Origin of the sequence: Burkholderia sp. COPS (assembly GCF_019425585.1) — a bacterium.
GTDB lineage: Bacteria > Pseudomonadota > Gammaproteobacteria > Burkholderiales > Burkholderiaceae > Burkholderia > Burkholderia cepacia.
This window is the reverse complement of the sequence record NZ_WIXR01000017.1, coordinates 1-19,073: the sequence shown is the minus strand read 5'-3', so window position 1 is coordinate 19,073 and position 19,073 is coordinate 1. Positions and strand designations below refer to the sequence as shown.

At 67.0% G+C, this 19,073-nt stretch carries 20 protein-coding genes; 10 read left to right on the top strand and 10 right to left on the bottom strand.

Annotated features, from left to right (window positions below):
* Positions 1-28 precede the first annotated feature (28 nt).
* From FOZ70_RS16610 to FOZ70_RS16600, 3 genes are all read left to right on the top strand, one after another.
* The gene (locus FOZ70_RS16610) at positions 29-2,050 is read left to right on the top strand and encodes a BCCT family transporter (protein ID WP_021156647.1); all 2,022 of its coding nucleotides are present in this window, start codon (positions 29-31) and stop codon (positions 2,048-2,050) included.
* A 58-nt stretch (positions 2,051-2,108) separates the two neighbouring features.
* Positions 2,109-2,423, top strand: coding sequence for a hypothetical protein (locus FOZ70_RS16605; RefSeq protein ID WP_219706273.1), 315 nt, complete (start codon positions 2,109-2,111; stop codon positions 2,421-2,423).
* 102 nt (positions 2,424-2,525) lie between these two features.
* Positions 2,526-3,212: a hypothetical protein gene (locus FOZ70_RS16600; RefSeq protein ID WP_219706272.1), complete on the top strand. Its 687-nt coding sequence runs from the start codon at positions 2,526-2,528 to the stop codon at positions 3,210-3,212.
* Positions 3,213-3,241: 29 nt separating this feature from the next.
* Here FOZ70_RS16600 and FOZ70_RS16595 read toward each other — a convergent pair whose 3' ends face one another.
* The gene (locus FOZ70_RS16595) at positions 3,242-4,084 is read right to left on the bottom strand and encodes a class I SAM-dependent methyltransferase (protein ID WP_219706271.1); all 843 of its coding nucleotides are present in this window, start codon (positions 4,082-4,084) and stop codon (positions 3,242-3,244) included.
* A gap of 201 nt (positions 4,085-4,285) precedes the next feature.
* Between FOZ70_RS16595 and FOZ70_RS16590 the strand changes: the two genes are divergently transcribed.
* The 5 genes from FOZ70_RS16590 (at position 4,286) to FOZ70_RS16570 (ending at position 9,506) form a co-directional block, all read left to right on the top strand.
* Positions 4,286-5,749 (top strand): metallophosphoesterase, encoded by a 1,464-nt coding sequence (locus FOZ70_RS16590; RefSeq protein ID WP_219706270.1) that lies wholly within the window; start codon positions 4,286-4,288, stop codon positions 5,747-5,749.
* Positions 5,746-7,158: a cytochrome c peroxidase gene (locus tag FOZ70_RS16585; RefSeq protein WP_219706269.1), complete on the top strand. Its 1,413-nt coding sequence runs from the start codon at positions 5,746-5,748 to the stop codon at positions 7,156-7,158. Before FOZ70_RS16590 ends, FOZ70_RS16585 begins: the two co-directional genes overlap by 4 nt.
* 519 nt (positions 7,159-7,677) lie before the next feature.
* Positions 7,678-8,313 carry a type VI secretion system amidase effector protein Tae4 gene (locus FOZ70_RS16580; protein WP_219706268.1) on the top strand — a complete coding sequence of 212 codons (636 nt, stop codon included), beginning with the start codon at positions 7,678-7,680 and terminating at the stop codon, positions 8,311-8,313.
* A 429-nt stretch (positions 8,314-8,742) separates the two neighbouring features.
* Complete coding sequence (locus tag FOZ70_RS16575; RefSeq protein ID WP_059492369.1) at positions 8,743-8,934, top strand: helix-turn-helix domain-containing protein; 192 nt, start codon at positions 8,743-8,745, stop codon at positions 8,932-8,934.
* 296 nt (positions 8,935-9,230) lie between these two features.
* Positions 9,231-9,506, top strand: a complete 276-nt coding sequence (locus tag FOZ70_RS16570) for a hypothetical protein (RefSeq protein WP_059492370.1) — start codon at positions 9,231-9,233, stop codon at positions 9,504-9,506.
* Positions 9,507-9,587: 81 nt separating this feature from the next.
* On the opposite strand, the gene FOZ70_RS16565 is transcribed toward FOZ70_RS16570, so the two are convergent.
* Positions 9,588-11,072, bottom strand: coding sequence for a PLP-dependent aminotransferase family protein (locus tag FOZ70_RS16565; RefSeq protein ID WP_219706267.1), 1,485 nt, complete (start codon positions 11,070-11,072; stop codon positions 9,588-9,590).
* A 203-nt stretch (positions 11,073-11,275) separates the two neighbouring features.
* Here FOZ70_RS16565 and FOZ70_RS16560 point away from each other — a divergent pair, with 203 nt between their 5' ends.
* On the top strand, positions 11,276-11,626 hold the full coding sequence (locus tag FOZ70_RS16560; protein WP_060219553.1) for a hypothetical protein: 351 nt from the start codon (positions 11,276-11,278) through the stop codon (positions 11,624-11,626).
* 161 nt (positions 11,627-11,787) lie between these two features.
* Here the strand turns inward: FOZ70_RS16560 and FOZ70_RS16555 are convergent, their stop codons facing one another.
* From FOZ70_RS16555 to gtdA, 8 genes are all read right to left on the bottom strand, one after another.
* The gene (locus FOZ70_RS16555) at positions 11,788-12,210 is read right to left on the bottom strand and encodes a DUF6691 family protein (protein ID WP_059861455.1); all 423 of its coding nucleotides are present in this window, start codon (positions 12,208-12,210) and stop codon (positions 11,788-11,790) included.
* Position 12,211: 1 nt separating this feature from the next.
* Positions 12,212-12,646, bottom strand: a complete 435-nt coding sequence (locus tag FOZ70_RS16550) for a YeeE/YedE family protein (protein WP_060323032.1) — start codon at positions 12,644-12,646, stop codon at positions 12,212-12,214.
* The gene (locus FOZ70_RS16545) at positions 12,636-12,986 is read right to left on the bottom strand and encodes a metalloregulator ArsR/SmtB family transcription factor (RefSeq protein WP_027791347.1); all 351 of its coding nucleotides are present in this window, start codon (positions 12,984-12,986) and stop codon (positions 12,636-12,638) included. The genes FOZ70_RS16550 and FOZ70_RS16545 overlap by 11 nt, the downstream gene beginning before the upstream one ends.
* A gap of 96 nt (positions 12,987-13,082) precedes the next feature.
* A complete protein-coding gene (locus tag FOZ70_RS16540; RefSeq protein ID WP_219706266.1) occupies positions 13,083-14,444 on the bottom strand; it encodes an aromatic acid/H+ symport family MFS transporter in 1,362 nt (453 codons plus the stop codon).
* A gap of 80 nt (positions 14,445-14,524) precedes the next feature.
* Positions 14,525-15,733 (bottom strand): 3-hydroxybenzoate 6-monooxygenase, encoded by a 1,209-nt coding sequence (locus FOZ70_RS16535; protein ID WP_048021770.1) that lies wholly within the window; start codon positions 15,731-15,733, stop codon positions 14,525-14,527.
* Between the two features lie 19 nt (positions 15,734-15,752).
* Entirely contained in the window at positions 15,753-16,394 is a 642-nt protein-coding gene (gene maiA, locus FOZ70_RS16530; protein ID WP_059623246.1) for a maleylacetoacetate isomerase, read from the bottom strand.
* Positions 16,395-16,419: 25 nt separating this feature from the next.
* A complete protein-coding gene (locus FOZ70_RS16525) occupies positions 16,420-17,118 on the bottom strand; it encodes a fumarylacetoacetate hydrolase family protein (protein ID WP_059485083.1) in 699 nt (232 codons plus the stop codon).
* Positions 17,119-17,202: 84 nt separating this feature from the next.
* Entirely contained in the window at positions 17,203-18,246 is a 1,044-nt protein-coding gene (gene gtdA / locus FOZ70_RS16520; RefSeq protein ID WP_219706265.1) for a gentisate 1,2-dioxygenase, read from the bottom strand.
* 163 nt (positions 18,247-18,409) lie between these two features.
* Between gtdA and FOZ70_RS16515 the strand changes: the two genes are divergently transcribed.
* Positions 18,410-19,073: LysR substrate-binding domain-containing protein (locus FOZ70_RS16515; RefSeq protein WP_219706264.1), on the top strand; the 664-nt coding region annotated here is incomplete at its 3' end.

Below are 19,073 nucleotides of genomic sequence, written 5' to 3'. Positions count from 1 at the left end.
TCGTTGCGCCCACAACTGGATGCCAGCCATGCCAGATTCCCGCCCCTCGCCCCGCACGACATTCAAGCCGCAGGTCGTCCTGCCCGCGCTCGCAGTCATCGGCGCACTGCTCGTCGTGTGTGCGCTGCTCCCGAGCGAAGCCGGCGCGCTGTTCTCCGCCGGCCAGCAATGGGTCGTCGCGCGCTTCGACTGGTTCTACGTGCTCGCCGTCACCGGCTTCCTCGTGTTTCTCGTGCTGATCGCCGCGAGCGATTTCGGCAACATCCGGCTCGGCCCCGACGATGCCGAACCCGAATTCAGCTTCGTGTCGTGGACGGCGATGCTGTTCGCGGCCGGCATGGGCATCGGCCTCATGTACTTCGGCGTCGGCGAGCCGATGCAGCACTTCCTGAAGCCGCCGACCGTCGACCCCGGCACGCCCGCCGCTGCCCGCGAGGCGATGCTGATGACCTTCTTCCACTGGGGCTTCCACGCGTGGGCGATCTACGGGCTGATGGGGCTCGTGCTCGCGTACTTCGGCTTCCGCTACAACCTGCCGCTGACGCTCCGCTCGGGGCTGTATCCGGTGCTGCGCGAGCGTATCAACGGCTGGATCGGCCACACGGTCGACGCGTTCGCGCTGGTCGGCACGGTCGCCGGCATCGCGACGACGCTCGGCTACGGAGTCATGCAGATCAGCGCGGGCTTGCATACGGTCGCCGGCTGGGATACGGGCAGCAATGCGTTTCGCATCGGGCTCGTCGCGCTCGTCGTGATCCTCGCGGGGCTGTCGGCCGCAAGCGGCCTCGACAAGGGTGTGCGTCGGCTGTCCGAACTGAACCTGCTGCTCGCGTTCCTGCTGCTCGCGTTCGTCGCCGTCACGGGCCCGACGGCGTTCCTGTTGCGCGCGCTCGGCGACAACATCGGCCAGTATCTGTCGAGCCTCGTCGACCTGTCGTTCCGCACGTACGCGTATGCGTCGCCGCGCGAGGAAGGCTGGTTCGGCGGCTGGACGATCCTCTACTGGGCATGGTGGGTGTCGTGGTCGCCGTTCGTCGGCATGTTCATCGCACGCATCTCGCGCGGCCGCACGATCCGCCAGTTCGTGATCGGCGTGCTGCTCGTGCCGACCGCGTTCAACCTCGTGTGGATGACCGTGTTCGGCAACAGCGCGATCTGGCTCGATACGCATGGCGCGGCCGGCGCGCTCGCGCAGACGGCCACCAATGTCGACGCGCTGCTGTTCCGCTTCTTCGATTTCCTGCCGCTGTCGCAACTGCTGTCGATCGCCGCGATCGTGCTGATCGCGGTGTTCTTCGTCACGTCCGCCGATTCGGGCGCGTTCGTGATCGACCAGATCGCGACGCGCGGCCACGCGCACTCGCCCGTCTGGCAACGGCTGTTCTGGGCGTTGCTGCTCGGCGTGACGGCCGCGGTGCTGCTCGTCGCAGGCGGGCTCGGCGCATTGCAGGCGATGACGCTGATCGCCGCGCTGCCGGTCGCGATCATCATGATCGCGCTCTGCTACGGGCTGTGGCGCGGACTCGCGGCCGACCGCGTGCACTATTCGCAGGACGTCGCGCCCGCGACGAGCTTCTGGACCGGCCAGCACTGGCGCCACCGCCTGACGCACATCCTGCGGCAGACGACCGAAGCCGAAGCACGCCAGTTCGTCGCCGAAACGGTCGAGCCGGCGTTGCGCAAAGTCGCCGACGAGTTGCGCGCGGGCGGCGTCGATGCGCACGTGCAGCGCGACAGCGACGACGCCGTGCGCCTCACCGTGCCGACCGCCGACCACCGCGATTTCGTGTACGGCGTGCGCGTGACGGTGAAATCCGCGGCCGCGTTCCTCGTGCGCGAGACGGCCGGGCCGGAAGCGGCACGGGCCCACGTGTACGGGATCGTCACGTTCTTCGAGGATGGGCGGCTCGGCTACGACGTCGAATACCTGCGCGGCGACGAAGTGATTGCCGACGTGTTGCGCCAGTACGAACGCTACGTGTCGCTCGCGGCCGACAAGCGCACGCATCTGCTGAGCCGCGCGCCGGGGCATGCGACGGAGGCCGAATGAACCTGCCCGCCGTCTTTACTGCGCCGCGGCGACCTGCCATGCCCGACGGAGCCGCACGATGACCGGGCTCCTGCAAAGCCGCGCCTCCGACGTCATCGCGCTCGGCACGCTCGCCGTGCTCTATCTCGGCGGAGCCGGCATCGCGCTGTGGCGGATCCGCGCCGCGGCGCCGCGCGGCAAGGTCTACTGGATCGTCTGCGCGGCGCTGCTCGCCGGCGGCGCCGTCGCGATGGGCATCAACCTGGCGCCAATGCCGGACACCGGGGACATGCCGCCCGGGTTCGCGCTCGGTGTCGAGGCCGTCCTGCTCGGTCTCGCATTGGTCGCCGGCGGTTGCGCGTGGCTGATGCTGCGCTCGAGGAAAACGCGTTAAACGTGTGTCATGGATCATTTATAGCGTCCCGGGGCACGCTAAATCAGCAAATCACTCGCCTACACTAATGAACATCACAACAGCCAGAAGAACAATTTGTTCATGATCGATCTCCCTCTTCTCAAAACACTCGTCGCAATAGTCCCAGCCGCTTTCGGTGCCGTCCGCCATGCACCGAAAGCCATCCGTGTTCTCACCCGTTGGGGAGCAAACCGATCACGACGAAAAGCGGCGGCGATCTCTGTCGAGATGAAGAGATTCAAGCACTATCAAGAAAACCAATCGGCTCTCAGGTCAGATACCCTCAGGGATCTCGTGGCAATGGGTGGGTTGTTTTTCGCTGCCATCATGATTTTCTGGATCGCATCGTCTCCGTCGACAACAGGATGGGACCACATTGCCACACTCGGACTTGTACTTGAGGGTGCCGTAGCGATAGGCATGGGAATTTGCCTGTTCGATAGAGTGACAACTCGCCTTAATCAGACTCGAGAACCTCATCGAACTCGTCTGCTTCAAGAAATTCGCTTAATGAGAACAAGGCTCGATCTTGCTGAAGCGCGTATTCGAAATGCACAAACACCGATCCTCGAAAGCGAGACAGAGTTGCTTCGCATCATCAGCGCAAAACTACCGTCATGGCGCATCATCTCCGAAGCCCCACTCGCGCCTACCTCCGTCGTTCCCGAGCGGCCGTTCAATCATTCACCCCGCAGGTTGTCAGGAAGCCAATCTGCAGCTAGATCCTCACCGCATACGTCGCGAATTTTGCGCGGCAAGCGGAAATGAGCATGTCCGCCGACATGACGATGGATATTTCACCTTGCGCGCGCCGTCACCTGCCAGCACGCCGCGTCGAAACGCACTTCGTCGCCGTGCACATAAGGCTCGAACGCGGCACGCATCGTGTCGACCACGCGCCGCCGCGTTGCGTCGTCCACTTCCAGCAACGCTAGCCCGACCGGGCCCAGCCGGGTGATGTAGTCGTCCAGCGCGGACGCGGGTAGCGCGGATGCCAGTTCGACCGGCTCGATCGCCACGTCCGCCCAGCCGCTGTCCGCCAGCACCGACGCGATCCGCTGCCGGTCGCCGAAGCCGAACTGCCCCGGCGCGCCGGGCCGCCGTGCGGGCAGGTTCGGCAGCAACGGCGCCGCGGCCCGCTCGGCGATCGTCATGAACGGATTGTCTGCCGCGCTGCGCCATGCGACGAACCGCATCCGCGCATCCGGCCGCGCCGCATGGCGCAGATTCGCGAACGCACGAACCGGATCGTCGAAGAACATCACGCCGAGGCGCGACACGATCAGGTCGACGCTCGCGGGCTCGAACGCGTGCGTCTGCACATCGGCACGCACGAAGCGGGCGTGGACGCCGCTGCGTTCGGCACGCGCCTGCGCGGCGTCGATCATCCGCGCCGAGATATCGATGCCCGTGCATTGCGCATGCGCGCCGAGCCGCCGCGCGATCGCAACCGTGACCGCGCCCGTGCCGCAGCCGACGTCGAGCACGCTGCGCGCGGACGACGTGGCAACCGCCTCCACGAGCAACCGCTCCAACGGCTCGAACATCCGGTCGATCAGCGCCTGTGTCTCGACCCAGGCGCGGCCCGACGGGCCGTTCCAAAGCGCGGATTGTTCGTCATTGGGCCGTCTGGTTTCCATCGTCGATTCCCCTTCTGGTTCATTGATCGTGCCTCGCACTCTGCTGCTTCAAGCCGGCTTGAAGTCAAGCCCCTCCCGGCTGCGACCTGCCGCCGCAACGGCGACGCCCTGCCGGCGTGCGAGTTCCCGTTACGCGCCGTAGTTTTCACATTTCTTACATTCGCGCTGCGTATCGTTGACGACTTTCCCACGGTGCCTCCCATGCGACGACTCCTCCCGCGCGCGCTGCTCGTCCGCTGCGCTCCCCTTGTTGCTTTCGCCGCGCTGTCCGCGTGCTCGAACCACATCGATTCGCCGGACGATCCGGCGAGTGCGTCGGTCAACGTCCAGGCCGCATGGGTCGAGATCGGCGATACGAACCAGGCGATCGCGCGCGTCATCACGAACTACACCCCCGCTTCCACCGGCGATCCGTTGTGCCCGCAACTGAGCGTCGACGGCAAGCTGTCGCGCATGTCCCTGCGCGCGGGCGCCGCGACCATCGCCCAGCGGCCGACCGCCAGCGATCCGTCCGATTCGAAGCCGTCGAGCTTTCCGGTGTCCGTCTGCGAGGCGACGCTGCCGGCCGGTGCGCAGGCGGCGAGCGTCGCGGGCCGCACGCTGCCGCTGCCGAAGGCGCAGCCGCAACGTATCGCGATCATCGCCGACACCGGCTGCCGCATGAAGAAAGCCGACAACGCATGGCAGGCGTGCAACGACGCGACGGTCTGGCCGCTCGACACGATCGCGGCCAGCGTCGCGAAGCTGTCGCCCGACCTGGTGATGCACATCGGCGACTACCACTACCGCGAAAACGCATGCCCGCCGGACATCGCCGGCTGCAAGGACAGCCCGTGGGGCTACGGCTGGGATACGTGGCAGGCCGACCTGTTCCGCCCGGCCGCGCCGTTGCTCGCGAAGGCCCCGTGGGTCGTCGTGCGCGGCAACCACGAGGAATGCGCGCGCGCGGGCCAGGGCTGGTTCCGCTTCCTCGATCCGCGCCCGTATTCGGCCGCGCGCTCGTGCGACGATGCGGCCAACGACAACAACGCGAACTATTCGGAACCCTATGCGGTATCGCTCGGCGGCGGCTCGCAGGTGATCGTGTTCGACACCGCGAAGGTCGGCCGCACGCCGCTCAAGACGACCGACGCGCAGTTCGGCATCTACCAGAAGCAGTTCCAGACGGTCGCCGCACTCGCGTCGAAGGCCGGCATGACGACGACGATCTTCACGAACCACCATCCGATCCTCGCGTTCGCGCCGATCGCCGGCAGCACGCCCGCGCCGGGCAACCTCGCACTGCAGTCGGTGATGGCGAGCCTCAACGCCCAGGCGTACTACCCGCCCGGCGTGCACGTGGCGCTGCACGGGCACGTGCACGATTTCCAGGCGATCAACTTCTCGTCCGGGCACCCGGCGACGATCGTGTCCGGCAACGGCGGCGACAATCTCGACGTCGCGCTGCCCGACCCGTTCCCGGCCGGCCTGACACCGGCACCGGGCGCCGTGATCGAGCGGTTGTCGCACAACAACAGCTTCGGCTTCCTGATCATGGAACGCCGGGCCGCCCCGGCGACCGGCTGGGTCTTCCACGCGTATTCGGCGGCCGGCAAGCTGCTCGCGTCGTGCAACCAGTCGGGCACGACGCTCGCCTGCGACAAGACAGGGTTCATCGCGCCGTGAGTGAAGGAGTTCGATGTGACGGCCGCCATGCGCGCGGCCGGCAAACGCTGCGCACGCTGGCCGCTGCCGTGCTCGCGTGCCTGACGCTCGCGGCGCACGCCGCGCCGGCCGAAACCGTCCTGCTTCCCGGTGCGCCGCCGTCGCGAGTCGTCGACACGATCGGCAACGGCACGCCGCAGGTGACGGGCAAGATCGATGCGGCGACCGCGCGCTTCGCCCCCGACCCGACACTCGTCGCGCTCGGCCGCCGGATCTTCTTCGATTCACGGCTGTCCGAGCCGCGCGGCATGTCGTGCGCGGGCTGCCACGACCCGGGCCGCGCGTTTGCGCCGACGCTGTCGGCCGCCTCGCTCGCGGGGCCCGGCGTGCCGGAAGGCAGCCGTCCCGGGCGTTTCAGCCGGCGCAACGCGCCGTCGCTGCTCTATGTGCGTTACGTGCCGCGCCGCCACTTCTACCAGGACGACGACGCGCCCGCACCGTCGCCGTTCGGCGGCCTGTTCAGCGACGGTCGCGCGGATACGCTCGCCGAGCAGATCCGCGGGCCGCTGTTCGATCCGAACGAGATGAACAACCGGTCGCCGGCCGCGCTGCTGCGCAAGGTCGACGCGACCGAACTCGCGCCCGATCTCGCCGCGCGCTTCGGCGCGTCGGTGCGGCGCGATCCCGGGCAACTGGTGCGGGCGCTGGGCCTGGCCGTCGAGGCCTATCTGCAGAGCGACGAAATGGCGCCGTTCACGTCGCGTTTCGACGCGTTCCTGCGCACGCGCAAGCCGCTCGCGCCGGCCGAGATGCGCGGCCTCGCGCTGTTCCGGAATCCGGACAAGGGCAACTGCATGAGCTGCCACACGCTGTCGGAGACGTCGAGCCGACCGGAACGTTCGCTCTTCACCGATTTCGGCTACGACGCGATCGCGGTGCCGCGCAACCGCGCGCTGCCGGCGAACCGCGATCCGCGTCATTTCGACAACGGGCTGTGCGACACCGCCCGGCGGCTGCGCTGGCCCGAGCCGACGCAATGGTGCGGCTACCTGCGCACACCGGGGCTGCGCAACGTCGCGCTCAAGCAGACGTTCATGCACAACGGCGTGTTCACGACGCTGCGCGACGCGGTCGCGTTCTACAACACGCGCTCGACCGACCCGGGCTTCTGGTATCACGGGGCCGGAGCGTTCGACGATGTGCCGGCCGCCTATCGCGGCAACATCAACGTCAACTCGACGCCGATGAACCGCCGGCCCGGCACGCCGCCCGCGCTGACCGACGCGGAGATCGACGACATCGTCGCGTTCCTCGGCACGCTGACCGACGCGCGCTATACGGAGGGCACCGCCTCCGCGGCGCCCGCTGCCCCGGTCGCCCCTGCGGCCGCTGCGGTCCGGGTCACGCGCACCGCCGCGCCGGCTCGCTGATCCCGGCCGAACGGCCAGCCGCATACGCACCCGCTTGCGGTCGTGACCTGCCCCCTGCGAAAAAATCGCATACCAATTACGGATCTCAATTTCGCTATATTCGAGTCGTTGGTTGATTCCCCCGTCCTTGCTCGGGTCGAGATGAAGGATGTGGTGCGCTATCGAAAGGAGAGCGCGTCTGCACGGGGGGCATTTCTTGAGTACCTGAGTGCCCTTCAACTCAACGCGTCAAGTGTGAGTGCGGATCAGTCATATGACGAAGTCATACAGAGACCCGTTACCATCGATATTCTTCCAGCCGCAAGAGTGTTCTCAAACAAATTACAAACCACCCTTGAAGGTGACCGCTGATGGTCCGGAGGGATACCCGTACTACGTCGAAACAACGGATGGTCGGGTGTTCCAGGGAAAACTCGATGCAAGCGGCATGCTACCGCGCATCCATACCGGCCATAACCCCGACGACTACACGGTCTATTGGGGAGACGACGCAATCGCTAAGCAAAACGAGGCTTAACAATGCCGAACAAACCGCTCACGGTTCGCTCGAACAATACGCGTGATTCAGTCAAGCCGGTCCAGCTGAAATCGATCACGTTTCAAGAGCTTTGGAACGCCTATCCAAGCAAGGACCCGTACGACGATAAGACAGGTCAATACGAGAACCAGTGTGCCATCCGCATGAGCGTCACCTTTCACAATATCGGAAGCGATATGAAGTCGTTTTCGCAGAAGGTCGTGAAACCCATGCCTGGAAAGAGAGAACTGGGCCGTCTGATGCTAAACAACAAGCCAACTGCAACTCGTGCTTATGAACTTGCAGAGTGGTTGAAACTGCAACCGTTCTTGGGACTCGGCAAACCCGAGAACATCACTGGCGCGGATTGGCAGAGCAAGGTAAAAGGTCGGACGGGCATCATCTACTTTTTCGGATACTGGCGACAAGAAGGTGATTCCTCGGACAGCACCCTTACAGGCGGGCACATCGACCTGTGGAACAAGGACACGTTGACCCCCAACTGGGCATCGTTCCTGCGGTTCCGCGTTGGGATGTCCTCGATGCCGAACCCGTTGTCATGGTTGCGAGGTCGAAGAGACAACGCGTTCTCCGATCTGGCCAATTCGAAAGAAATCCTATTTTGGGAAGTGAAATGAAGCGTACAGGGCTTGCGTTGTTGGGGTTCGTGTGGGGTTTGCTGGTCACATGGGCATCAGGCTACACATTCAGCCATATGCACTGGCCCACGCCTCCCTCACATTCCACGGGCTGCAACGATCTTGAGCATTGTGGCTCTCACGCAGCCTTTTTCCTGGTAACGCTGGGACTGCTGATTTGGCCCGCCATCGTATTCTGCCTTCTGAATGCGGTCGCGTATAAGCGGTGGTCGAATCGGAAATGGGGCACCGTCTTTGCCGTTGCGACGCTTCTCGTCGTGTTGTTCTATTTGGCCACCTACGCTGTGCCTGCGTTGGGCCTCTTCGGCTGACGCCGCGGACTATACGATAGACACCTGGATTGTGTTGCGACGCGCCAGAGCGCTCCATAACATACGCGCTCTGGCCACCACCACACTAGGTCGAAACATGGAAACCACCAGGACTCCGAAGAAGCTGTATCGCATCAAGGCGGTCATGGATATGACCAGCATCTCCCGAACCACCGTCTACCGCCTCGTCGACAAGGGGAAGCTGAAACTGGTCAAGATCGGCGAGCGCTCCAGCGGCATCACCGCCGAAAGCGTCGAAGCGATCATGGCCGGCCCGGACGCCGCCTAACCCTCCCTCTGGCGCTCAGCCCCGAGCGCCGCCCCTCCCGTCTCATCTTCCTTCTTTGTCCCCTCATTGGTCGTTTTGCGCTTGACAACCCGCTTCGCCCAAAATACTGTATGGATAACCAGCTGTACAACCAACCAGTATTCCGGCAGCGGCAGAAGCTCGGCGCTCCCGTCGACAGCACCGGTTGGTGGCTCCAGGTCCAGCGCAGCCTTTCATGGTAGCCAGGGTGGTAGCCAGACCTGATTTATCGACGAAAACACCCGGAGAGCCTTATGCAACAAGGGTCCCTGTTTAAAGTGGAACATCTGGTCCGCATCGTCAACGACGCCGATCGCCAAGTGCTGGCATGGCTGCGCGCCCAGGTCGGCGACGCCCGCGTCGAGCGCGCGGCTCGCCAGCTCGGGCATACGCGCAAGCCCTTCCCGTCCGCCGTTTGCCGTTACCTGGGCATGAGCGCACCGGCCACGTTGCGCCAGGCCGAACGGCCGCGCGCCGCGCGCGATTTCTCGGTCGGCGATCGTTACCTGTCGCTGATCCGCCAGCACCTCGCCACACACTCGGCCAGCCGATGAAATGGCGGCGGCTGGCCGCGTCGATGGCCCGGAAGACCAGTGCAATGGCGGTTTCGCAAGCCCGGCCGGCGGCCACCGCGCTTATCTGGCCGCCATGGCTTCCCGTACGAGGCGGCCGAGCGTTTCGAACGCCGCTTCGTGCGCTGCATCGAACACGCGCGTGCAAGCAAGCCGGATATAGCCGTCGAAGCGGTCGGAGTTCGAGAAGATCGCCCCGGGCGCGATCCTGACCCCGTGCGCCAGCGCGGCGTCGAACAGCGCCTCGGAGCGCACGCCGTCCGGCAACGCGATCCACAGCAGCATCCCGCCCGGCGGCTGGTTCATCCGGGTTCCGGCCGGGAAATGCCGTGCGATCGCGTCGATCGTCACGTCGCGCTGCACGCGCAACTGTTCGCGGAACCGGCGCAGATGGCGATCGAACGCGCCCGAACCGACGAATTCGGCCGCAACGGCCTGCAGCAACGCGGCGTTGTGCCGGCTGTGCGCGAATTTCAGCATCTTCACGCGCGCGTGCCAGCGCCCCGCGCTTATCCAGCCGAGCCGCATCCCGGGGGCCAGCACCTTGTTGAACGACGGGCAGTAGATCACCGTGCCGTCGCGATCCCATGCCTTGACCGGCTTGACCGATTGCGGCGCCTCGACGAGTTCGCGATAAGGCTCGTCCTCGATCACGGCCACGCCATGGCGCGAACAGAGCGAGACGAGCGCGGCCTTGCGCCCGTCGGGCATCACGCAGCCGAGCGGGTTCTGAAGGTTCGGCACGACCACCACGGCGCGAATGTCCGGATACGCGGTCAGCGCCACTTCGAGCGCCTCGATCGACAGGCCGGTCGTCGGGCTGGCCGGGATTTCGAGTGCGCGCAAGCCGAGGCTTTCGAGCAACTGGATCAGGCCGAAGAACGCTGGCGATTCGATCGCGATCGTGTCGCCGGGGCGTGCGACCGCACGCAACGCGAGATTCACGGCATCGACGCCGCCGCTCGTCGACATCACGTCGTCCGGCGTCAACGTCACGCCATAAGACAACGCGCGCTTGGCCATCGTCTGCCGGAACTCGGGCGATCCGCCGACGGGCCCTGCATCGGTCAGCAAGGTGGGCTTGCGCCGCAACAACCGGATCGCGAGCGCCTGCAGGCGCTCGACCGGATACAGCGTGGCCAGCGCGGACGCGCCGCCGAGATTCAGCGCATCGGGCGTCGCGTTGGCGCGGTCGATCACACGCGACACGCGCTCGTGCAGCCCCGCGAATGGCGGCTCGACGCTCAGCGGCGGCCCGTCGCTTTCCGGCAGCGTTTCGAGCGCGACTGCCGCGCGGCGCCGCACGAAGTAGCCGGAGCGCGGCTTCGCCTCGCACCAGCCCGTATCCTCGAGCCGCCGGAACGCCTGAATCGCGGTCGACAGACTCACGCCGTGCTGTGCCATGAACGCCCGCACCGACGGCATCCGGTCGCCGGGCGAAAGCGTGCCGGTCGAGATGATGCGGCGGTAATGCTCGGCGAGCCGTTCGTAAAGCGGCTCGCCGTCCATCGGCAACGGTGGGCGGGATGAATCGGTGAAAGGCGTCATGCAGGCGATCGTGCCCGCGCGGCCGATGGCACGCCAGATACAGATTCCAGGGAAACCCACCGATACAGCGGCGCAAAATCGTCGTCTGCACCGCAACAGATTCCCGTCCCCTGAATCTGTCGTGCCGGTGCCCGTTTCCCTAACCTGACTGCACGCTGTCGCCTCGCCGTCGCGAGGCCGCGCAATCGCGAAAGGGAATCGCCATGCGAACGCATCACATCCGGCTCGACGCCGGGCAAAGCCACTTTGCGTGGTTCGACAAGGGCAGCCAGTTGATCGTGCTGGACGGCGCGCTTGCGGTCACGCTGCGCCACGGCGGGCTCGACTGGCTGCCCGACGCGCCACAGCACATCCGCCGCTTGCTCGGCGAAGGGGAATGCCTGACGCTCGAGACGGCCGGCCACGTGGCGCTGTCGGCCGGTGGCGCGGGCGCGGTCAGCATGGCCGTCGTGGAACCGGCAAGCCGGAGCGGCTGGCTCGTGGCATGGCGCGCGATCCTGCGCCGGTTGTCCGGGAGGATGCGCGGCGGCCATCGTGTACACGAGCATTCGTGAAATGGAAACCTGCCGTGGTGTCACGGAGGAGCGTCACGCCGCGCCGCATCAGCCGATGGAGATCCGGCGCGACCCGGTAGGGCCGTGCTCATGCGGATCGACCGACCTTGACCACCGGCGCAACCGCCGCAGCGCGCCTCTCGCATGCGGCGGTCACCGCATCACCGCACGCTTCTGCGCCGTTCGAACCACTCAAATATCGCCATCCCGGCCAGCATCGCGACGACGAACGCGATCCCCTTCGCCGACCCGAAGCCGATCGACACGATCGCGGGCCCCGGGCAGAACCCGGCGATCCCCCAGCCGATGCCGAACACGGCACTTCCGGCAACCAGGCGCACGGTGATCGCCCGCAGGGCCGGCAACTGCATCGGCAGGCCGAGCCATGACCGCGTCCGGCGCTTCGCCCATGCGAACGCGAACACGGCCACCCCGGTCGCGCCGGCCATCACGAACGCGAGCGATGGATCCCAGCGGCCCGCCAGGTCGAGAAAGCCGAGCACCTTCTGCGGATTGGCCATGCCGGACACGATGAGGCCGACGCCGAACAGCAGCCCCGCCAGAAACGCGAATCCTGCCTGCATGTCAGCCTCCCAGCACGTGCCGTCGCACGAATACGGTCGCGAAGCCCGCGACCATGAAGACCGCCGTCGCGACCACCGAACGCAGCGCGCCGCGCGACATCCCGCACACGCCGTGGCCGCTCGTGCAGCCTCCCGCGTACCGCGTGCCGATTCCGACCAGCAGCCCGGCCGCCACCAGTTCGAACCAGCCCGCATCGACCTGCGGCGTCAGGCTGTTCCCTGCGACGCGCATCGCAAGCGGCGCCGCGACCAGCCCGGCGACGAACGCGGCGCGCCAGCCGCGCTCGCCGGCGCGTGCCGTGAACAAGCCGCCGACGATGCCGCTGATGCCCGCAATCCGGCCGTTGAACGCGACGAGCCACGCGGCGGCGAGCCCGATCAGCACGCCGCCGGCCAGCGACAGCCACGGCGTGAAATGAAGCGCATCAAGCTGCATCGCGCCGCCCCTTCGCGGCCGGGCCGCAGAACTGTTCGTACAGCACGCCCATCACCGCGATCGCGGCGGGGCTGTCGAGCGAGTAGTGGATGTTCTTGCCGTCGCGGCGCGTGCGGACCAGCGCGTTGTCGCGCAACACGCCGAGCTGCTGAGACAGCGTCGGCTGACGGATGTCCAGCGCTGCCTCGAGATCGCTCACGCAGCGCTCACCCTGGGACAGCTCGCAGAGCAGCATCAACCGGTCGGGATTCGACAGCACCTTGAGCAGCGCGCAGGCCGATTCGGCGGCCGCGCGCATCTGGTCGGGTTCCGGAAACCCGGCGGAAAGATCGTCGTTCATCGGCACTGGGAGACAATTAAAAAATCAATATTATATTGATTTATATAATGTTGCATCTCCCTGTCTGCCGACGGGTGGCCTTGCGCCCTCCTTCGCTCAGGCCCGCTCGCCCGCCATCGTCTCCGCGGCGGGCACGCGCGCCGCACCGGCACGAACCGCGCCGAGCGCGAGCACCGCGATCGCCGCGATCACGCACGGCGCCGCGACGACCGCAAACGCGGTCGACAACGGCACGCCCATCGCCAGCATCGCACCGCCCGCCATCGATCCGACGACCGAGCCGCCACGGCCGATCCCGTTCGCCCAGCTCACGCCGGTGGTGCGGCACTCGGTCGGATAGAACGCGGCCGACAGCGCATTCGCGCCGACCTGTGAACCCGACACGCAGAAACCGGCCGCGAACACGGCGAGCGCGGCACCCCACGGCGACGCGGCAACCACGCCGATCGCGGCGACGAACACGCCGGCCGCCGCGTAGCTGCAGGCCAGGACGCGATGCGGGTCGAAACGGTCCATCAGCCAGCCGAGGACGATCGCGCCGAGCGTGCCGCCGACCTGGAACATCGCGGTCACGTGCGCGGCCGTCCGCAGCGTCGCGCCGGTCGTGCGCAGCAGCGTCGGCAGCCAGCTGGACAGCAGGTAGATGACCAGCAGGCTCATGAAGAACGTGAGCCACAGCAGCAGCGTGCCGCGCAACAGGTCGGGGCCGAACAGTCGGCCGAGCGGCGATCCGGCCGGCTTGCCGGCGGGCGCGGTGAACGACGCGTTCGCAAGCCGCGGATCCGGCGCGATGCAGCCCAGCATCGCCGCGATCCGCGCGGAAGGCGCGTGCCGATTGACGAGATAGCGCACCGATTCCGGCAGCCGCCACGCGAGCACCGGCAGGAGCAGCAGCGGCGCCGCGCCGCCGACGACGAGCACCGCGCGCCACCCGTGGTGCTCGATCAGCGCAGCGGCCGCGAGCCCGCCGAGCGCGGAGCCGATCGTGAAGCCGCAGAACATCGTCGTCACCAGCAGCGAACGGCGCCGTGCCGGGCAGTACTCGGACGTCAGCGTGATCGCATTGGGCATCGCGCCGCCGAGCCCGAGCCCGGTCACGAAACGCCACGCGATCAGCTCGGTCAGGCCGCCCGCGCTCGCCGACGCGGCACTCGCGATGCCGAAGCACGCGACGCATGCGAGCAGCAGGCGCTTGCGGCCGAACCGGTCGCCGAACGGCCCGAACACGAGCGCGCCGGCCATCAGCCCCGCGAGCCCCGCGCCGAACACCGGGGCGAGCTGCGCGGGCGACAGGCCCCATTCCGCGCGAATGACGGGGGCGATGAAACCGATCGAAGCGGTATCGAAACCGTCGATCGCGACGATCAGGAAGCACAGGACGACGATCGCGGCCTGAAACGGCGCAACGCGATGCCGGTCGATCCATTCGCTGACGTCGATGGACAGCGTATCGGTCATGGTGATGTCTCCTCCAGGAAGGCGGTCGCGCGTCGTGTCGTTGAATTGCGCGCCGCCGGAATCGGGCTCGCCGAGCGGCGTCACGCAGCCGGCGTCAGGCAGTCCTCCGCGCGCCAGCCGTGCAGCCAGTCGAGCGCGTCGTAGAACTGCGCCTGCGTACGGCCGACCCAGAGCCCGTTGCGCACCAGCCGCTCGACGCCCTTCGCGTGATAGATCCGCCCCATCTCGCGCGCCGAATACAGCACGCGCGCGGTGCGCGGAATCCGCACGCGTTCGTACAGCGCGAACGCGGCCTCGAAATCGCCGTCGGCCTGAGCGACGGCCGCGCCGAGCGTCACCGCGTCCTCGAGCGCCTGGCACGCGCCCTGCGCAATGTATTGCGTCATCGGATGCGCGGCGTCGCCGAGCACCGTCGCGCGGCCCTCGCTCCAGCGCTCGACCGGATCGCGGTCCGCGGTCGCCCAGCGCTTCCACGACGTCGGCCGGTCGAGCATCTGCTTCGGCAGCGGATGAATGCCGTCGAAGTACGACAGCACCTCTTCCTTGCTGCCCTCGCGCACGCCCCAGGTTTCCTGCTCGCGGCTGTGGAACGTGACGACGAGGTTGTACTGCCGCCCGCCGCGCAGCGGATAGTGGACGAGATGGCAATGCGGGCCCGCCCACACGACCGGCGCATTGATCTGCAGATCCTTCGGCATGTTGTCGACGTCGACCACCGCCCGATACACGACGTGGCCCGTCACGCGATGCGCATCGCCGATCAGCGCCTGGCGGATCGCGGATTTCACGCCGTCGCAGCCGATCACCGCATCGGCGCGATAACGTTCGCCGTGCTGGTCGGTCACGGTCACGCCGTTGCCGTCCTGCTCGAACCCGCACACCTGCGTGCTCGTCCGGAACTCGATCAGCGGATGGTCCTTGACCGCCTCGTAGATCGACAGGTGAATGTCCGCTCGATGAATCACCGCATACGGATTGCCGAAGCGCTCGCGGTACGCGGCGCCCGTATCGATGCGCGCGACCTCGCGCGCATCGACCGCATCCATCAGTTGCAGCCAGTCGGTGAACACGGCCCGGCTGCGCGCGGCCTCGCCGACACCCAGCGCATCGAGCGCGTTGAACGCGTTCGCCGCGAGCTGAATCCCCGCGCCGATCTCGCCGATCTGCTCCGCCTGTTCGAGCAGCTTCACGCGGATGCCCTGGCGTGCGAGCGCGAGCGCTGCCGCGAGCCCGCCGATGCCGCCGCCGATCACCAGCACGCGCCGGCCGTTGTCTTGTGTCTCGCCCATCTTTGTCTCCTGCTTCGTGTTACGCGACGTAATCCGGTTGCCGCTGCGGCTGCGCCGCGTCGAACGCCGGCTCGTGCCGTGCGTATTCGTACACCGCGAGGCTGCGGGGATACGCGCTCAGGTCGCAATCCATCCGCAGCGCGTTCGCGACCTGCGGCACGAGGCACACGTCGGCCAGCGTGGGCGCGTCGCCGAAGCACCACGGGCCCTCGTCCGCGCGCGCGAGCAGCCGCTCGACGCCGGCCATCCCTTCCGCGACCCAGTGCCGGTACCACGCGGTCTTCTGCTGCGGCGTGACCTTCAGCTCGCTGTCGAGATAGCGCAGCACGCGCAGGTTGTTGACCGGATGGATGTCGCAGGCGATCAGCGCCGCGAGTTCCAGCACGCGCGCACGATGTCGCAGTTCGAGCGGAATCAGTCGCGGCGCCGGCTGGATCTGGTCGAGGTAATCGACGATCGCGAGCGACTGGCCGAGACCGAAATCGCCGTCGACCAGCGCCGGCACCGCTGCGGACGGGTTCACGTTCGCGACGTAGGCCGCGTCGCGATGCTCGCCGGTGCGGATGTTCACCGGCAGCGTGTCGTAGGGCAGCCCTTTCAGCGCGAGCGCGATGCGCACCCGGTAGGAGGTCGAACTGTTGAAGAAGCTATGCAGTTGCACGATGTCGCCTTTCGGGGAAGATGCGTCAGACCACGCGCACGGCCAGTTCGCCGAGCCGCTCGACGCCGACCTTCATCACGTCGCCCGCGACCACCGCGCCGACACCTTCCGGCGTGCCCGTGAAGATCACGTCTCCCGGTTCGAGGCGGAAGAACTTCGACAGGTCGGCCACCGTTTCCGCGACCGACCAGATCAGGTGCGACACGTCGCTTTTCTGCTTCGTCGTGCCGTTGACGGTCAGCCACAGGCCGCCCTGTTCGAAATGGCCGACGTCGCTCGCCGGATGCACGGGGCCGATCGGCGCCGAGCGGTCGAACGCCTTGCCGATCTCCCACGGCCGGCCCATTTCGCGCATCTTCATCTGCAGGTCGCGACGCGTCATGTCGAGGCCGACCGCGTAACCCCACACGTGTTCGAGCGCGCGTTCGAGCGGAATGTCCGCCCCGCCCTTGCCGATCACCGCGACGAGTTCGGCTTCGTAGTGATAGTTCTGCGTCTGCGACGGATACGCGAGATCGAGCGTTTCGCCGTACGCGACCGGCACGATCGAATCGGCCGGCTTGCAGAAGAAGAACGGCGGCTCGCGATCGGGATCGAAGCCCATTTCACGCGCGTGGGCCGCGTAGTTGCGGCCGACACAATAGACGCGGCGTACCGCGAACCGGGCATCGCTGCCGGCGACGGGGAGCGCCACGGGCGCTTCGGGCGGAAAAACGAAAGTCATCAATGGCTCCAGCGTAAACATGAATGAAGGGGTCGCGCCGCGCCGGCGGCGCGCGGAAAACGGAATCCTTGAACGCTGCCGGCGTCAGTCGCGCGCTTCGCGCAGCAGGTTCAGCGCGGACAGCACAGGCCGGTCGGAATAGCTGAACAGCACGCTGTCGGACGACGCCGACAGCCGCACCGGCGCCCACGACGGCACGACGAAGATGTCGTGCGGCTCGAATTCGAATGCGTTGCCGCCGATGAACGCGGTGCCGCTGCCCTCGACGACGCAGTAGATCGTCGCGTCGGTGCTGCGGTACGTGCGGCCGTCGAAACCGGCGGGCAGGAACTGCATGAAGGTGGCGATCGTCGGCATCGGCCAGCCGCCCGTCGCGGGATTCACATAACGCAGCTTCACGCCGTCCCACGCATCGAGTTCGCCGTTCCGGTACAGCACGTCGAGCGCCTCGCGGGTGCGTGCATACGGATAACTGAACACCGGCGACGTCGGATCGCTCGCGCGATGCCGCACCGGCACCATGTTGTGACCGAAGCGGGCGAGGCTGTCGCCTTCCGGGCGATTCACGGGCTGCACGGCTTCCGGGTAGTTCTCCGCGAAGCCCGCGTCGAGGTGCGCGACGAGCGGAATGTCGAGCCCGTCGAGCCACACGACCGGCTCGCCGCCCGCTTCCTCCGACGGATTGCCGTGGTCGTGCCACCCCCACGACGGCGTGATGATGAAGTCGCCCGGATGCATCGTCGTGCGCTCGCCGTTCACAGCCGTCCACGCGCCGCGCCCTTCGACGATGAAGCGCAGCGCCGACTGCGTATGCCGGTGGCTTGGCGCGATCTCGCCGGGCAGGATCAGCTGCAGCCCCGCGTACAGGCTCGGCGTCATGCTCGACTTGCCGGGCAGCCCGGGGTTCTCCAGCACCAGCACGCGGCGCACGGCTTCTTCCGCGCTGATCACGCTGCCGGCCTGCATCACGAGATCGCGCACCTGCGCGTACTTCCAGATCGCGGCCTGCGCGGCCGGCTGCGGGGTTTTCGGCACAAGGTTGTGCAGCGATTCCCACAGCGGTGCCAGGCGTTGCTCGGCGATCCGTGCGTAGTAGGCGGCGCGCGACGCGTCCGGATGGGTCGTCATGATGTCTCCTGGAGTCGGCCGATCGGCGTCGGCGCTATGTCGGGTCGGGGACCGTACTGCAGTCCGTCAGCAGATTTATATTCGACTCAGACATACCCGGTAAAATGGTCAAATCATCTAATCCATATCATTCTGGATATACCTTCTCTCGACGAGGCATGCGATGGACTGGACCCACCGGCTGCGACTGCGGCATCTGCAGGTACTGTTGAGCCTTGCCGGCACCGGCAACCTGAGCCAGTCGGCGGTGGCGCTCGCGACCACGCAGCCCGCGCTGTCGAAATGGCTGAAGGAACTGGAAGAGGACGTCGGGCTGCCGCTGTTCGAACGGCATGCGCGCGGGCTGCGGCCGACCTCCTACGGCGAAGCGCTGATCGAGCATGCGCGTCGCGTCGAAGCGCAGCTCGACGTCGCGCGCGACGACATGGCCGCGCTGCGGGAAGGCGGCAGCGGCCTCGTGACGATCGGCACGTCAGGCGTCGCGGCGGCCGACACGGTGCCGCTCGCGGTGTCGCAACTGCTCAAACGGATGCCGCGCGCGCAGGTGCGGCTCACCGAAAGCACGATGAACCAGCTGATGCCGCAGCTCGCGCGCAGCGAACTGGACATCGTCGTGGGCCGCTCGGGGTCGACATCCGTCGATCCGCTGCTGCATGCCGAAGCGCTGTATGTCGATCCGGTCGTGTTCGTCGCGCGGCCCGGTCACGCGCTCGCCGGTGCGGCGTCGGTCGGCTGGGACGACGTGCTCGCCTGTTCGTGGATCGTGTGGCCGTCGGGCACGCCCGTGCACAACGCGCTCGAGACCGCGCTGACGGCCGCCGGCCGCG

What these genes read in the sequence shown, in the direction of transcription:
- FOZ70_RS16610 (WP_021156647.1), top strand. Translation starts at nt 29, where the DNA reads ATGCCAGATTCCCGCCCCTCGCCCCGCACGACATTCAAGCCGCAGGTC.
- FOZ70_RS16605 (WP_219706273.1), top strand. Translation starts at nt 2,109, where the DNA reads ATGACCGGGCTCCTGCAAAGCCGCGCCTCCGACGTCATCGCGCTCGGC.
- FOZ70_RS16600 (WP_219706272.1), top strand. Translation starts at nt 2,526, where the DNA reads ATGATCGATCTCCCTCTTCTCAAAACACTCGTCGCAATAGTCCCAGCC.
- FOZ70_RS16595 (WP_219706271.1), bottom strand. Translation starts at nt 4,084, where the DNA reads ATGGAAACCAGACGGCCCAATGACGAACAATCCGCGCTTTGGAACGGC.
- FOZ70_RS16590 (WP_219706270.1), top strand. Translation starts at nt 4,286, where the DNA reads ATGCGACGACTCCTCCCGCGCGCGCTGCTCGTCCGCTGCGCTCCCCTT.
- FOZ70_RS16580 (WP_219706268.1), top strand. Translation starts at nt 7,678, where the DNA reads ATGCCGAACAAACCGCTCACGGTTCGCTCGAACAATACGCGTGATTCA.
- FOZ70_RS16575 (WP_059492369.1), top strand. Translation starts at nt 8,743, where the DNA reads ATGGAAACCACCAGGACTCCGAAGAAGCTGTATCGCATCAAGGCGGTC.
- FOZ70_RS16565 (WP_219706267.1), bottom strand. Translation starts at nt 11,072, where the DNA reads ATGACGCCTTTCACCGATTCATCCCGCCCACCGTTGCCGATGGACGGC.
- FOZ70_RS16560 (WP_060219553.1), top strand. Translation starts at nt 11,276, where the DNA reads ATGCGAACGCATCACATCCGGCTCGACGCCGGGCAAAGCCACTTTGCG.
- FOZ70_RS16555 (WP_059861455.1), bottom strand. Translation starts at nt 12,210, where the DNA reads ATGCAGGCAGGATTCGCGTTTCTGGCGGGGCTGCTGTTCGGCGTCGGC.
- FOZ70_RS16550 (WP_060323032.1), bottom strand. Translation starts at nt 12,646, where the DNA reads ATGCAGCTTGATGCGCTTCATTTCACGCCGTGGCTGTCGCTGGCCGGC.
- FOZ70_RS16545 (WP_027791347.1), bottom strand. Translation starts at nt 12,986, where the DNA reads ATGAACGACGATCTTTCCGCCGGGTTTCCGGAACCCGACCAGATGCGC.
- FOZ70_RS16540 (WP_219706266.1), bottom strand. Translation starts at nt 14,444, where the DNA reads ATGACCGATACGCTGTCCATCGACGTCAGCGAATGGATCGACCGGCAT.
- FOZ70_RS16535 (WP_048021770.1), bottom strand. Translation starts at nt 15,733, where the DNA reads ATGGGCGAGACACAAGACAACGGCCGGCGCGTGCTGGTGATCGGCGGC.
- FOZ70_RS16525 (WP_059485083.1), bottom strand. Translation starts at nt 17,118, where the DNA reads ATGACTTTCGTTTTTCCGCCCGAAGCGCCCGTGGCGCTCCCCGTCGCC.
- gtdA (WP_219706265.1), bottom strand. Translation starts at nt 18,246, where the DNA reads ATGACGACCCATCCGGACGCGTCGCGCGCCGCCTACTACGCACGGATC.